The following is a 14,040-nucleotide window of genomic DNA, read 5'->3' on the forward strand; positions in this document are numbered from 1 at the left end:
TAATGAAATCCATCTTTAAATTTATCGTTTTTTATCCCAAGCGAGTTATTGTTTCAGTCTTGCTTTTAACGCTTGTTTTTGGATATTTTTCCACAAAACTTGCCGTTGATGCCTCCACTGAGACGCTTTTGCTTGAAAACGATAAAGACTTGGCTTTGTTTAGGGATGTTGCTAAAAGATATGCAAGCCCTAACTACTTAGTTGTCGCATACACTCCAAAAAACGAGCTTTTAGATGACGTTACGCTTGAAAAGATTAGAAATTTATCAAGCGAATTTGAGCAAAACGAGCTTGTTAAAAATGTCGTATCCATACTAAATGTCCCTCTGCTTCAAAGCTCAGGCGGTTCGCTTAGCGATATCGTAAAGCGAGTTCCTACTCTTGAAGATCAAGATATAAATAAAACCGCCGTGAAGCTGGAATTTGCGAGCAGTCCGCTATATACAAACGCCCTTGTAAGCAAAGACCTAAAAACAACGGCGATCATCTTAAATTTAAAAGACGATAAAAGATACACGGAGCTTTTAAACGCTAGAAATTTGCTCTTAAATAAAGAACTAAACGGTACTTTAAGCAAAGGCGATAAGCAAAATTTAAAAAGTGTAAATATTGAGTTTAAATCCTATCGCGACTCATTACGTGCAAAAGAGCAGGCTAGTATAGAGCATATAAGGGGCGTGATAGATAAATTTAGAGGCGATGAGACGCTGTTTTTAGGCGGAGTAAATATGATCGCAAGCGACATGGTAAGCTTCGTAAAATCGGATCTTTATACTTACGGTATAAGTGTCGCCTTGCTTTTGATATTTAGCCTTTGGCTCTTTTTTAGGCAAATTCGCTGGATCGTGCTGCCTATATTTATATGCGCGGTTAGCGTTATATTTGCAACGGGACTTTTTGGCTTTTTGGGCTGGGAGATAACGGTTATCTCATCAAATTTCATAGCTCTTCAGCTTATCATTACTATCTCTGTGGTGATTCACTTAACGGTTAGCTATAGGGAATTTTTTATAACCAAGCCGAGCTTAAATCAGCACCAGCTTGTATATCTAACGCTTAGGGATAAATTTCAGCCATCTTTCTTTGCGATATTTACGACCGTTATCGGCTTTTTATCGCTTGCGTTTTCCGACATAAAGCCCGTTATAATGCTTGGAGTGATGATGAGTACGAGCATATCCATTTCGCTTGTGCTTGCGTTTTTATTATTTGGCAGCGTAGTCTCTCTTCTTGATAAGCTCGCTCCTGTTAGGACGTTTGAGAGCAAATTTAACTTTACTAAAATTTGTGCAAAATTTGCTCTGAAATCCAAATTTGCCGTTTTTGCCGTAAGCGGACTTATGCTTGCTTTTGGAATTTACGGAATTTCAAAACTTCGCGTTGAAAATAGCTTTATTGAGTATTTTAAAAGCTCAACCGAGATCAATAAAGGCATGCAGATAATCGACACTAAACTCGGCGGCACAGTGCCTGTGGATGTACTTATAACATTTAAAGACACAAGTAAAGACGAGGGCATAAACGAAGCGAAAGATGAATTTGAAGATGAGTTTAAGGCTAATGAAAACGAGGCTAAGTATTGGTTTAACAGCCACAAGATGAATATTGTAAAAAAGGTGCATACTCATCTTGAAGGCAAGGAATTTGTCGGCAAGGTTTCAAGTCTTGGCACGCTTTTAGAGATCATTGAGATTTTAAACAACGGAGTGATTGATGATTTCTTGCTAAGCGTTATGTATGAGCAGATGCCTGAAATTTATAAAGATATCATTTTAAGCCCTTATGTTAGCATCGTGGGTAATCAAGTGAGATTTTCGCTTAGGACTATTGACTCTGATGAGAGGCTTAGACGAGATGAGTTTTTAAAAACGCTTGAAAGCGAGATCGTAAATTTAACCAAAGACGATAATGTGAAGGTAGAGATAAGCGGCGCAATGGTGCTTTATAACAATATGCTTCAAAGCCTTATTTACTCGCAGATTGATTCTTTCGGTTTTGTCGTTTTAACTCTTTTTGTGATATTTTGCGTTATTTTTAAGAGTGTAAAACTTGCGATTATCAGCATTATCACAAATATCATCCCGCTTTGCGTAGTCTTTGGAGTGATGGGTGCAGCGGCGATTCCGCTTGATATCATGAGTATTACTATAGCTTCCATAAGTATCGGTATCGGTGTGGATGATATTATTCATTATATCCATAGATACCGCGAAGAGCGACGAAGCAAGAGTGTGGCGGAGAGTATAAAAGCCTCGCACGCAAGCATAGGTTACGCGATGTATTACACTTCCTTTGCTATATTTTTAGGCTTTAGCGTGATGGTTACGAGTAACTTTATCCCGACTATCTACTTTGGACTTCTTACTGATTTGGTTATGGTTATGATGCTACTTGGTGCATTGGTGCTTTTACCTGCGCTTATTCATACGTTTTATGCAAAAAGCGCTGCCAAGTAGAAACTTTACTTTATAACTCTTAAAAACGAATAAACGTCATTTACGCCTTCGATATGCTTAGCATACCATATCGCATGCTTTTCTTGCTCAATATCGGTTATTATGCCTGTAAATACGACATTGCATTGCACTACGCTAACCCTTACGCTAGTGCCGCTTATTTTGCTATCGGCAAAGAGGTTGTTTTTAAGCGCAAGCATTATGTTTAGGTTACTTTTGCACTCTTTTTCGTCGCTTGGAAATCTTATATAAGTGTAAATTTTTTCAACCTCGGCGGTATCTTTGGCTAAATTTATGAGTTTTGTTTTATGATCCATATCAGGCACTATGCCTATTAGATAGACGTTGCCGTAAAAGCTCTCTACGTCGATATCAAGGTTGCTAAGTCCCGATGAGGCTAAAATTTTGCTTTGAATTTTTGTTTTGATAACCTTGTCTTTTGTTATTGCGTAAATTCCTCGCTCGTCTTGAGAGATGAGATATGCGTCATAGACGTTTAGTCCTGTAAGCGGAGATGGGATGCTGGTAAAAATTTCTAAACATCCGTTTAAAAACAGTGCAAAAAACAAATTTATAAATACAAATCTAAATTTCATAAACAACTCGTTAATAATTTGCCTGAAATCGTATAAAATTCAAACTAAAATTTATATAAATCTGATATAATCCACATAGTCTTTGGAGGATAAAGCGATCTGGTGGCGCTCGCGGACTTCAAATCCGATGACGGGGCGGTTGACCGCTTCGTGGGGAGTTCGATTCTCTCATCCTCTCGCCAATTCCTAACTAATTACATTTTTATTTTAATGTTTAAATTATATTAAAAAAAGAAAAATCCGATATAATACGATAGTTTAATGGAGTCTTTATAAATTTAGGAATTAGTCGGTTATGTTTTTGTATAAAAATAAAAATTTATCTTTCACCGTTTTAAATAAGATATATTTTGCAAATTTAATAACTACTGTAGCCATTTTTTGCATTATTATATTTGGAATTAGTCTAAAATTTTATGATGTAAAAGAGAATCTTTATTCAAATAATCAGCATTTAAAAAATACACTCATCTATAAATCAGAGAATATAAGTATCGAACTAGGGCTTTTACAAAGATATATATTGTCTGAAAATATGGATTCTAAGACTGTTATAAACTATGCTTTAAATAGTAGGCAGGAGTGTTATGCTCTTTATATAGTGGACGGTCAAGGTAATATTAAATTTTCAACTTTGGAAGAAAGAAAAATAAATAAACATCATAGAGAATTCTTTGCTTCTCAGCCTTGGAATGGAAATCTTGCAGGCGGAATCTATAAGTCCGAATTTAGTTTTCATGCTAGCGATGTTCCTCGTAGGTTTATAGTCAAAGAGCTTGAAAGTGAAAAATTTTTAATTTCCGAAATTAAATACGATTTTGTATATGAGGAGCTCATGCAGACATATGATGATGAGCGAGCAAACTCTTTTATTATAGATAAAGATGGAAAAATTTTATTTCATCAAGATATTGATCTGGTTTTAAAAAATAAGACTATATTTGATCTTTATGATGTGGAAGATGATTATCTATCGGATAACGGTATTAAAATAAGTGATTTCGGATCTAAAAATTTTGACATATATATGATTAGTTTTATGCCGGAAGATGGAGTAGCCGTGGTTACTTATCGCTCATTTGACAGCATATTTATGGAAAATTTTTGGTTTATTTTGATATGTGTTACGTTTTTATTTTTATGCTTATTTTTTATATTAATTGACGTAGGATCAACTAGAGACAGTATAGTTAAGCCTATACTTACGATAAAAAAACTGATAAAAAAAGTTGAAAATGAAGAGAGTATAACCGGATATCCCGATTCTGAGTATATAAAAGATTTTAATGATATTATAGGTAGTATAGTTAAGATAAACAAGGACTTTGAAGAGAGAAAAGCTACTTATTTGGAGTATGAACGAAAATTTGGCTATTTGTTTAAAAAAGGCCCTCTTCTTATACTGCTTATCGACCTAAAAACAGGGGGTATTATAGAGGCGAGCTCTAAGGCTTTGGAATTTTATGGATTTAGTCAAGATGAGATGAACGGCAAAAATTTAAACTCTTTAAATGCTATAGATGTAAAGGATATGAATATCATCTCTTACAGCAATGACGATGATATGATGGTTTATGAAACCAAACATAGACTTGCCAATTCTGAGATTAAAGATATCTTGATCAGTAAGAAGAGTATAGATTTAAGCGGATATAAAATAGGCTTTTGTATCATAAACGATATAACGTATTCAAATTTGGTTAAAAGAAATTTAGATAATGAAAACAAGACCAATTTGTACTCCCCTATGTTTACCGTTTCTTGGAAAAATAATTTTTTAGAAGAGATCCTAAGTGTTTCGCCAAATAGCGAGATAGTTCTAGGCTATAAGATCGAAGAGATGCTAAGCGATAGTTTTAACTTTAGAGACATTATACATCCTGAGGATTTCGATAAGGTGTTTAATGAATTTAATATAAAACTACGTGTTTTTAGTTTAAATTTCGCAAAGAAAGATTATGAATCTTTACATGTGTGCAGGCTTGTTAAGAAAAATTTAGAGGTTATTGTTTGTAATATATTTATTAAATTTATCTCAAAAGACGGTAGATATGTGGATGAGGTAATAGGTTATTTTATAAATAACGAACTTATATCTCGCATAGAAAATGAAAACACAGAAATACAAAAGACAATAGAGCTTAGTAAAAAGCGCACAGTAAAAGACTATAGAGCAATTGCACACAAATATAAAAATATAGTTTCAAATTTATTTTTACATTCAAAAGAGGGAATTGCTATAGTAAGTACGGATGCTAAATTTATAGATGTAAATGATGCATTTACAGAAATTACTGGCTTTAGCAAAGAAGAGTCTATAGGTAGTAGTACGGGGATTTTAAAATCAGGAGTTCATGATCAGAAATTTTACTCATCTCTTTGGAAAAAAATAGTTGAAACGGGTTATTGGAGCGGTAATATATGGAATAAGCGAAAAAATGGCGAGAAATATCTTGAATTTTTAACAATAAGTGCGATTTATAACGGTAGTGGGGGTATAGAGTACTTTTTGGCTATTTTTTCAGATATTACAAGAATGAAGGCCAGGGAGGATAGACTTGAACAGATAGCATACTATGATCCTCTCACAAAACTTCCAAATAGATTTTTATTTTCTAGAAAACTTGAAGAGTCAATTAGGCATGCGATACAATCAAATACGTTTTTGATGCTGGTTTATATAGACATAGATGACTTTAAACCTATTAACGATCTTTATGGGCATACCATAGGAGATCAATTTCTAATCGAAGCGACAAGAAATATAAATAGCGTTATTAAAAGCTCCGACACTCTTGCTAGAATAGGAGGAGATGAGTTTGTAGCTATTATAGGTGATTTATATGATAAAAAACAAGTTGAGCAGATACTAAATAACATACTAAGAGCTGCCAATAAAGACATATTTATAAATTACAAAAGACTAAAAGTAAGCGTAAGTATAGGCGTAAGCTTATATCCTCAAAAAACAGAGGTTAAGCAAGATATTCTTTTAGAGCAAGCCGATTGGGCAATGTATCAGTCAAAGCTATCCGGTAAAAATAAATATTATATATTTAATCCGGTAACGGATAAAAATTTTAGAGATTATTATGCTGTAGCCGATAGAATAGCGACAAGCCTTACGAATAATGACTTTTTAATAGTATATCAGCCTATCATTAATATTAAGACGGGTAAAATTTCAAGTATTGAATCTTTTATCAAATGGAAATCAAATAACTCTTCTATATTAAGCGATGAAATTTTGCCTGTCGTTTCTAAAGACTACATATATGATGATCTGGTTATTTGGAATATTAAGAACGTATTAAGAGATCAAAGTATTCTTGCTGAAGATTATGGGCTAAATTTAAAAATAAGCATAAACGTTACTCTTGAGTTATTGTATAAGATGAGTTTTATAGAGAAGTTCAAATTGCTATTAGAGAGTGAAAATTGCGATAATATTAATATGATAGAATTTAATATAAACAACTCAAATTCATTTAAGCAGCCTGAAGATGCGGATGAAATTTTAGATATCTATATAGAAAGAGGCATTACTTTTGCACTGGATGAATTCGGTTCAAACTCCGCCTCATTGCAAATTTTAAAAGATATATATGCAGATAGACTGAAAGTATCTAAATATTTAAGTCTAAGTGCGGTAAATGGCGCCGATAGTCTTATTATTCTTCGTACTATACTTACTCTTTCAAATGCTTTTTCTAAAGATGTTATAGCCAAGGGAGTTGAAACCGCAGGTAGCATGTCTTTGCTTATAAAGGCCGGCTACGAGAATCTTCAAGGCGGATATATTACCCCTCCTATTAAATTTGACAGTATTCAAAAGTGGTATGAGGGATATAAAATTCCTGAACAGTTCAAAAAGTTAAAAGCGCTAAGCGAAACGGATATGATATGGTGTAATTTAGCCGTTATGCATAGAGTTTGGATAAGAAGCTTACTTGATATGTTAAGCTCTAAAAATTTGGCAAAATTCGATACCGAGGTCTTTGCTAAAGAGTATTCAAACGCAATGATAAGTTCTTATAAAAAACATATAGAGGATACGCACAAAGTAGCCATTCATGTAGAGATAAGCGATATAATCATGAATATTTTGACAAATCTTGACAGCAAGCAAGATATCTCTAAACTTGTGTTAAATTTAAAAACTAAGCGAGATAAGCTGCTTGATTTAGAGTAAGGACGGGCTATGGAGTTTAAAAATTTTGACGCAAATATATTTGAGCATGAGATCCCGGTAGGAAGCAGGCTTTATTTCGGCAAGAGCGCATCTCTTAAGCGAGAAGTTGAAAGTATAGCCAGTGAAATTTTAACCCAAAACAGCTTTAATGAGATAGTAACGCCTTATTTTTCACACCATCAGCACTTAAGCGTAGCTCCTACTCAACTTCTTAGATTTAGCGATCATGCAAATCACGAAGTAAGCTTAAGAGCCGATAGCACCGTCGATGTCGTAAGGATAGTGCTAAGAAGGCTAAAAGATAGCGAGCCGAAAAGATGGTTTTATATCCAGCCGATTTTTAAATACCCAAGTAGCGAATTTTATCAGATAGGAGCCGAGTTAATAGGCGAAAAAGATCTTATAACAAGCGTAAATATCGCTAAAAGTCTCTTTGAAAGGTTAAATTTAAAACCCTATCTTCAAATAAGCCACATAAAGATACCTCATATCGTATGCGAACTTTTAAATTTGCCTATTAGTATATTTGAGCATGGCGAGCTTGAGAAAATTCTAAATCAGGATAAAGAGTGGCTAAGAAAGCTTGTTTTTGCAAATTCGATTAAAGACATCGAAGAAATTTTAAGCATGGTGCCAAATGAGTTAAAAGAGCCTCTTTGCGAGATAAAAGAGCTTGCGAGTCTGTCGCGATATGAAAATTTAAGAATAGTGCCGTTATACTACTCTAAAATGAGATATTACGATAATCTGTTTTTTAGATTTTTAAGCGGTAATCAAATTTTAAGCGGCGGCGGAAATTACGATATAGAAGGCATTAAAAGTAGCGGTTTTGGTGTTTATACCGACGCTTTATTAGAAAATTTGAAATAAAAACTAATCAAGGATTTAAGATGACTAAAGCTGATATTGTAGTCGGAGTTCAATGGGGAGACGAGGGAAAAGGCAAGATAGTTGATATGCTAAGTGCCAAGTACGATGTGGTTTGCAGGTGTCAAGGTGGACACAACGCCGGTCATACCATCTGGACAAACGGCGTAAAATACGCGCTTCACCTTGTGCCTTCGGGAATTTTGCATAGAAATATTATAAACGTGATCGGCAACGGTGTCGTAGTAAGTCCTGAGTTTTTAATTAAAGAGCTTGAGCAGTTTGAGGATCTTGAGGGAAGATTTTTTATAAGTGACAAGGCGCATTTAAATTTACCTCATCACGCACTCATAGATCGTGCAAAAGAGCGTTTAAAAGGCAAAAACGCCATAGGAACTACAGGCAAAGGCATAGGACCTGCTTATAGCGATAAGATAAGCAGAAGCGGTCATAGAATGGGCGAACTAAACGATCCTGATAAACTTTCCAAGGCTATAATGAGTGATTTTGAAGAAAACAGGTGCTTTCTTGACGCGCTTGAAATAGAAATTCCAAGCGAAGAGGAGCTTTTAAAAGAGCTTAAATTTTATAAAGAGAAACTGGCGAAATTTATAACCAACACCACAAGGCTTGTTTGGAAAGAGCTTGACAATAATAAAAAGATATTGCTTGAAGGTGCGCAAGGAACCTTGCTTGATATAGATCACGGCACCTATCCTTATGTAACCAGCTCAAACACCGTAACCGCAGGTAGTTGCGCAGGTATAGGCATAAACCCTAAAGAAGTAGGAGAGGTAATCGGTATCATCAAAGCTTACACTACTCGCGTTGGCAACGGAGCTTTCCCGTCTGAAGACTTTGGAAAAGATGGCGATCGTATGTGTGATGTGGGTAAGGAAGTCGGCACTACGACAGGCAGAAGAAGACGCTGTGGTTGGTTTGATGCGGTTGCCGTAAGATACGCTGCCAGACTTGACGGAGTGGATAAATTTGCGCTTATGAAGCTTGACGTGCTTGATGGATTTAGCAAGGTTAAAATTTGCAGAGCGTATGAGTACAAGGGCAGGGAAACGGATTGTTTTCCTACCGATTTGGAAAACGTAAAGCCGGTTTACGAAGAGCTTGACGGTTGGGATAGCGTAGTCGGCGTGCGTGAATTTAAAGACCTTCCTGAAAATGCAAAGGCTTACATAAGACGCATAGAGGAGCTAACCGGAGTTAGAGTAGGCATCATCTCTACGAGCCCTGAAAGAGAAGATACTATCATAAGATGAAGAGCAAATTTAGCCAAATCATAAAAGTAAAAAAACAAAATTTGGATAAAATAGGCATGCGTCTTGCAAGAAGTAGGGCTGAAGCCGTGATGATAGAGGGGTTTATCGCTGAAGCAAACGAGCAGATAGCCTCCATAAAGCTGCCCCAAAGCGGTCAAATTTCGCAAATGAAAAGCTCTTTGGAGCTTTTAAATTTGGCTCGCAAGGAAAAAGAAATTTTAACTCAAAGGCTTGAGCTTACCAAAAAAAGCATAATGCACTATGAGCACCAATATAAAAACGCAAATTTAGAGTATGAAAAGATCAAGTATCTTGAAAGCGAGGATTTTAAATCTCAAATCGCCAAGATAAAAAGAGCCGAGCAAAATATGCTTGATGAATTCGGCTCTATCAGACACACCTATCTTAAAGAGAGTGGGAATTGAAAAAAATTTTAATTTTATCGCTACTAAATTTGGCTATTTTTGGTTTTGAAGTGCCGGTTGATTGTGTTTCTATATTTGAATCCAGAAAAGCCGAGCTTTTAAAAGAAGTTGAAAAGATAGATGAAGCCAAACAAGGACTTGAGGCATTTCAGGCTTCGTCAAAAGCTCTATTTAACGAGCGCAATACCCAACTTGCTAAAAAAGAAGCCGAGATAAACGCAACGCTCGAAAAAATCGAAGCGAAAAAGAAAGATATCGAAAATTTGCTCAAGAGAAACGATGAAATTTTAGCCGAGCTTAAGACGATGACTACCGATAAGGTTAGCGAAGCTTACGGCAAGATGAAGGATCAATCCGCCGCCGACGTGCTAAGCGCTATGGATAGAGCAAATGCCGCTACTATAATGTATGCGCTAGCTCCTAAAAAAATTTCAACTATCATGGCTAAAATGCCGCCTAATATAGCTTCGGAGATAACATTGCTGCTTCAAAAGGGTCCGCCGTTTATGCATAGCGAATCAAACGCGACTTCAGGCAGTGAGAGTTCGCCCGAAGGACCTGCGGGAAATCTGCTAAATTTTTAAAATTTAACCTACTTTTACCTTTTTTTGGCTAAAATTCAGCCAAAAAGAGAGGTAAATATGCGTATTAAACTACCACACACTCCCTATATTGCACAAAAAATCGCAATTGATCTATTAAAATCCGGATTTGTTACTTTAAATAAAGGCGTTGAGCCTCTTGCAGCTCTTGCTAAAGAAATTTTAGATGATGATTTAAACCGCGAAAGAGCGCTTGAAGAGCGAGTTAATGAGGTCTTGGAAGAGAATGAAAACGAGATGGAATTTATGCAAGTGGATCGAAAAAATATGTTTTGGCTCGTTAAGAAAAAACTCGCAAAAGAGTATAACGTGATACTTGCTTATGAAGATCGTTTTAATAACGTTGCTCACCTTATCCTTGAGGCCGCTTGGAAAAAAAGCCTGATGGACTATACCGTTTCTGAAAATAGAATTAAAAACATAATTTACGGCTCGATAGAAAACTATATCAAAACCTACGAAAAGCTTGAAGATGAGGTTATTGCAAAGATTGATAACTATAAGCGCAAGCTGATACCAGGTACCGAAGAGTATGATATCGTGTTTGAAAAACTTTATGAAGAAGAGCTAAGAAAAAAAGGAATGCTTTAATGAAAGCTTATATCTATCTTGAAAACGGCGTATTTTTAGAAGCTAAAGCTTTTGGTAAGGGCGGAAGCGCATTTGGCGAACTAGTCTTTAACACATCCATGAGCGGTTATCAAGAGATAATGAGCGATCCAAGCTATGCCGGGCAGTTTATAGTATTTACTATGCCTGAAATCGGTATAGTGGGCACAAATGACGACGATATGGAAAGCTCTCATATTTATGCAAGCGGCGTTATCATGAGAAGCTATAACGAGATGACTTCAAATTTCCGCTCTCAAAAGAATTTAGCCGAATTTTTCGAATCAAAGGGCAAATTCGGCGTTTATGACGTGGATACTCGCTATCTTACTAAAATTTTAAGAGATAAAGGTAATATTAGAGCCTTTATATCAACTGAAATTAGCGATAAAGACGAGCTTAAAAGACGCCTTGAAGCGTCGCCTGATATATCCGAAATAAACTATGTCAAAGAGGTTAGCACAAAAGAAATTTACTCTTATGAAAAATCACCTTGCAAATACGGACAAAAACCTTTTGAGTCTTCAAAAAATGTCGGCAAAAAAGTCGCGGTAATTGATTTTGGCGTTAAAAGAAATATACTAAACGAGCTTTGTGAAGTTGGTCTTGATGTTGAGGTTTATCCTTACGATACGAAGGCTGAAATTTTAATAGACAAGTTTAAAAAAGGCGAAATTCACGGCGTATTTTTATCAAACGGACCGGGCGAGCCAAAGAGCTTAAAAACCGAGATAGAGCAGATAAAAATTTTAGTTGAAGCTAAAATGCCGATATTTGGAATTTGCCTTGGACATCAGCTGCTTAGCAATGCGTTTGGTTACGAGACTTACAAGCTTAAATTCGGACAGCACGGCGCAAATCACCCTGTTATAAATTTAGACACAAAAAGCGTTGAAATTACAGCGCAAAATCATAACTACAACGTGCCGGAAAACATTTGCGAGGTTGCCGAAATAACTCACAAGAATTTATTTGACGGCACTATCGAAGGGGTTAAATACAAAGACTACCCCGTATTTTCCGTCCAGCATCACCCTGAAGCTAGTTCAGGACCAAATGAGAGCAAGTATATATTTAAGCAATTTGTTGAAATTTTATAAAATTTATGGATAGTGCGACAGTTTTTTCGATCATAACCGTTGCGCTATCTAGCTCACTGGCCCACTGCACAGGAATGTGTGGAGGCTTTGTAATCGCACTTTCAAGCTTTTTAGATCAAAAAAAATCAGTAAAAAATATATTTGTCATTGTAGGCTATAATGCTTCAAGAGTTAGCGCATATATCCTGCAAGGTGCTATTTTTGGTGCATTTGGAGGAGTGTTTGTGCTCTCTTTAAAGGCAAGAGGATATCTGTTTTTTGCTCTTGGAGTTTTTTTAGTGATTTTAGGAATCGCGCTTATTCGTCGCGGGAAAATTTTAAATTTGATCGAGACAAATTCGCCGTTTTATAAGTTTATAAACTCAAATATGCGAGCTTTGATATCTAAGAAGAGCAAATTTGGCTTTTTGATACTTGGGTTTTTAAACGGTTTTTTGCCTTGCGGCGTGGTGTATTATTTCCTAGCGCTTGCCATCGCTTCAGGAAGTGCAGCAAAAGGAGCTTTTGTGATGGGACTTTTTGGCGCTGTTAGTTTGGTTATGATGAGTACGTATGCTCTTTTGTTTAAACTGCTAAGTGATAAATTTAGGAATTTTATGCTTTACGTATCCGGCGTTTTGATCGTAGGATACGGTATTTATTTGGCGTTTTTGGGATTTATGGCGACGAAGTAAATTAAATTAGAGTTAAGAGTATGAATAAAATAGAAAAGAAATTCAAGCAGTATCAAGAGGCGATAGAGGCTAGTAATATCGTATCAAAAACCGATATAAACGGCATTATTACCTTTGTAAACGATGAATTTTGTAAAATTTCCGGCTTTTCAAGAGAGGAGCTTATCGGTGCAAATCACAACATAGTTCGCCATCCCGAAGTTAATGAAAATGTATTTAAAAAACTTTGGAATACGATTTTAGCCAAAAAAGTTCATAAGGCTATCGTTAGAAACCGCACTAAAGACGGCAAAGACGTCTATCTAAATACGACCATAATTCCTATTTTGGACTTAAGCGGCGAGATAGAAGAATTTGTGGCAATCCGTCACGACATAACCGATACGATAAATTTAAATAACGAGCTTTTAAAGACCAAACAAGAGCTTGAGGATCTTAATAAAACGCTTGAAAAAAGGGTCAAAGAGCAGACTAAAGAGCTTTTAAATCTAAATGAAAATTTAGAGCGACTCGTGCAAGAAGAGATAAAGAAAAACGAAGAAAAAACCAAGATGCTTATAGTGCAATCTCGTCTTGCGAGCATGGGAGAGATGCTTTCAAATATAGCTCATCAGTGGAGGCAGCCTCTAAATGAGCTTAGTATAACGCTTTTTAAACTCAAAGAGGCTGCGGGCAAGGATGATGAGAGGTTTAAGAGTGGCTATGATCACTCAAAGCGGATTATCAAGGATATGTCTCATACTATTGAAGAGTTTAGAAATTTCTTTAACGTGGATAGGGATAAGGAGCTTTTTTTGCCTTCGATTTCGGTTAAAAACGCTATGCAGATGGTTGAAAAGACCTATCAAAAAGAAGGCATTGAGCTAAAGTTAAATTTGGAAAATGAAGCTGAAATTTTAGGCTTTCATTCGCAACTTGCTCAAGCTATAATCATCTTGCTTAGTAATGCAAAAGATGCGATGAAGGATAAAAATTATGATAAAGTTGTTACCATTTCAATAAATATAGAGGATAAATTTGTAATAATTCAGGTTTTGGATAACGGCGGCGGCATCAAAGATGAGATTATAGATAAAATTTTTGAGCCTTATTTTACTACTAAGCATCCAAGCGCAGGAACAGGTATAGGGCTATATATGCTTAAGACTATAGTTGAGAACATGTGTGGAAGTATAAATGTGCGAAACGAACCCTTTGGAGCTTGCTTTGAGATAAGATTACCTATTGCAGACGAAGATAATTAAG

General features: G+C 35.8%; 11 protein-coding genes and 1 tRNA gene. 11 read left to right on the plus strand and 1 reads right to left on the minus strand.

Annotated elements, in window-relative coordinates; all coding sequences use genetic code 11:
* Positions 1-2: 2 nt before the first annotated feature.
* Positions 3-2,456: an efflux RND transporter permease subunit gene (locus ACHJH3_RS00630; protein ID WP_407063159.1), complete on the plus strand. Its 2,454-nt coding sequence runs from the start codon at positions 3-5 to the stop codon at positions 2,454-2,456.
* A 5-nt stretch (positions 2,457-2,461) separates the two neighbouring features.
* Here ACHJH3_RS00630 and ACHJH3_RS00635 read toward each other — a convergent pair whose 3' ends face one another.
* The gene (locus tag ACHJH3_RS00635) at positions 2,462-3,052 is read right to left on the minus strand and encodes a BON domain-containing protein (protein ID WP_407063160.1); all 591 of its coding nucleotides are present in this window, start codon (positions 3,050-3,052) and stop codon (positions 2,462-2,464) included.
* Between the two features lie 84 nt (positions 3,053-3,136).
* Here ACHJH3_RS00635 and ACHJH3_RS00640 point away from each other — a divergent pair.
* The 10 genes from ACHJH3_RS00640 to ACHJH3_RS00685 all read left to right on the plus strand — a co-directional run bounded on the left by ACHJH3_RS00640 (position 3,137) and on the right by ACHJH3_RS00685 (position 14,039).
* A tRNA-Sec gene (locus ACHJH3_RS00640) sits at positions 3,137-3,234 on the plus strand.
* 113 nt (positions 3,235-3,347) lie between these two features.
* Entirely contained in the window at positions 3,348-7,244 is a 3,897-nt protein-coding gene (locus ACHJH3_RS00645) for a diguanylate cyclase domain-containing protein (RefSeq protein WP_407063161.1), read from the plus strand.
* A 9-nt stretch (positions 7,245-7,253) separates the two neighbouring features.
* A complete protein-coding gene (locus tag ACHJH3_RS00650) occupies positions 7,254-8,114 on the plus strand; it encodes an ATP phosphoribosyltransferase regulatory subunit (protein WP_407063162.1) in 861 nt (286 codons plus the stop codon).
* A gap of 20 nt (positions 8,115-8,134) precedes the next feature.
* Positions 8,135-9,385 (plus strand): adenylosuccinate synthase, encoded by a 1,251-nt coding sequence (locus ACHJH3_RS00655; protein ID WP_407063163.1) that lies wholly within the window; start codon positions 8,135-8,137, stop codon positions 9,383-9,385.
* Entirely contained in the window at positions 9,382-9,810 is a 429-nt protein-coding gene (locus tag ACHJH3_RS00660) for a flagellar export protein FliJ (protein ID WP_407063164.1), read from the plus strand. The genes ACHJH3_RS00655 and ACHJH3_RS00660 overlap by 4 nt, the downstream gene beginning before the upstream one ends.
* Positions 9,807-10,394, plus strand: a complete 588-nt coding sequence (locus ACHJH3_RS00665) for a MotE family protein (RefSeq protein WP_407063165.1) — start codon at positions 9,807-9,809, stop codon at positions 10,392-10,394. The genes ACHJH3_RS00660 and ACHJH3_RS00665 overlap by 4 nt, the downstream gene beginning before the upstream one ends.
* Before the next feature lie 57 nt (positions 10,395-10,451).
* On the plus strand, positions 10,452-11,003 hold the full coding sequence (locus ACHJH3_RS00670) for a DUF507 family protein (protein ID WP_169941255.1): 552 nt from the start codon (positions 10,452-10,454) through the stop codon (positions 11,001-11,003).
* Entirely contained in the window at positions 11,003-12,121 is a 1,119-nt protein-coding gene (gene carA, locus ACHJH3_RS00675; RefSeq protein ID WP_407063166.1) for a glutamine-hydrolyzing carbamoyl-phosphate synthase small subunit, read from the plus strand. The genes ACHJH3_RS00670 and carA overlap by 1 nt, the downstream gene beginning before the upstream one ends.
* Before the next feature lie 5 nt (positions 12,122-12,126).
* A complete protein-coding gene (locus ACHJH3_RS00680) occupies positions 12,127-12,795 on the plus strand; it encodes a sulfite exporter TauE/SafE family protein (RefSeq protein WP_169941259.1) in 669 nt (222 codons plus the stop codon).
* Positions 12,796-12,815: 20 nt separating this feature from the next.
* Positions 12,816-14,039, plus strand: a complete 1,224-nt coding sequence (locus tag ACHJH3_RS00685; RefSeq protein WP_407063167.1) for a PAS domain-containing sensor histidine kinase — start codon at positions 12,816-12,818, stop codon at positions 14,037-14,039.
* Position 14,040 lies beyond the last annotated feature (1 nt).

The sequence above is a fragment of the Campylobacter canis genome, from assembly GCF_045504005.1.
Classification (GTDB): Bacteria; Campylobacterota; Campylobacteria; order Campylobacterales; family Campylobacteraceae; genus Campylobacter_A; species Campylobacter_A canis.

Excerpts from the sequence above, each read along its gene's own strand:
- ACHJH3_RS00645 (WP_407063161.1), top strand. The coding sequence starts at position 3,348 with ATGTTTTTGTATAAAAATAAAAATTTATCTTTCACCGTTTTAAATAAG.
- carA (WP_407063166.1), top strand. The coding sequence starts at position 11,003 with ATGAAAGCTTATATCTATCTTGAAAACGGCGTATTTTTAGAAGCTAAA.
- ACHJH3_RS00680 (WP_169941259.1), top strand. The coding sequence starts at position 12,127 with ATGGATAGTGCGACAGTTTTTTCGATCATAACCGTTGCGCTATCTAGC.
- ACHJH3_RS00635 (WP_407063160.1), bottom strand. The coding sequence starts at position 3,052 with ATGAAATTTAGATTTGTATTTATAAATTTGTTTTTTGCACTGTTTTTA.
- ACHJH3_RS00655 (WP_407063163.1), top strand. The coding sequence starts at position 8,135 with ATGACTAAAGCTGATATTGTAGTCGGAGTTCAATGGGGAGACGAGGGA.
- ACHJH3_RS00630 (WP_407063159.1), top strand. The coding sequence starts at position 3 with ATGAAATCCATCTTTAAATTTATCGTTTTTTATCCCAAGCGAGTTATT.
- ACHJH3_RS00660 (WP_407063164.1), top strand. The coding sequence starts at position 9,382 with ATGAAGAGCAAATTTAGCCAAATCATAAAAGTAAAAAAACAAAATTTG.
- ACHJH3_RS00670 (WP_169941255.1), top strand. The coding sequence starts at position 10,452 with ATGCGTATTAAACTACCACACACTCCCTATATTGCACAAAAAATCGCA.
- ACHJH3_RS00650 (WP_407063162.1), top strand. The coding sequence starts at position 7,254 with ATGGAGTTTAAAAATTTTGACGCAAATATATTTGAGCATGAGATCCCG.
- ACHJH3_RS00685 (WP_407063167.1), top strand. The coding sequence starts at position 12,816 with ATGAATAAAATAGAAAAGAAATTCAAGCAGTATCAAGAGGCGATAGAG.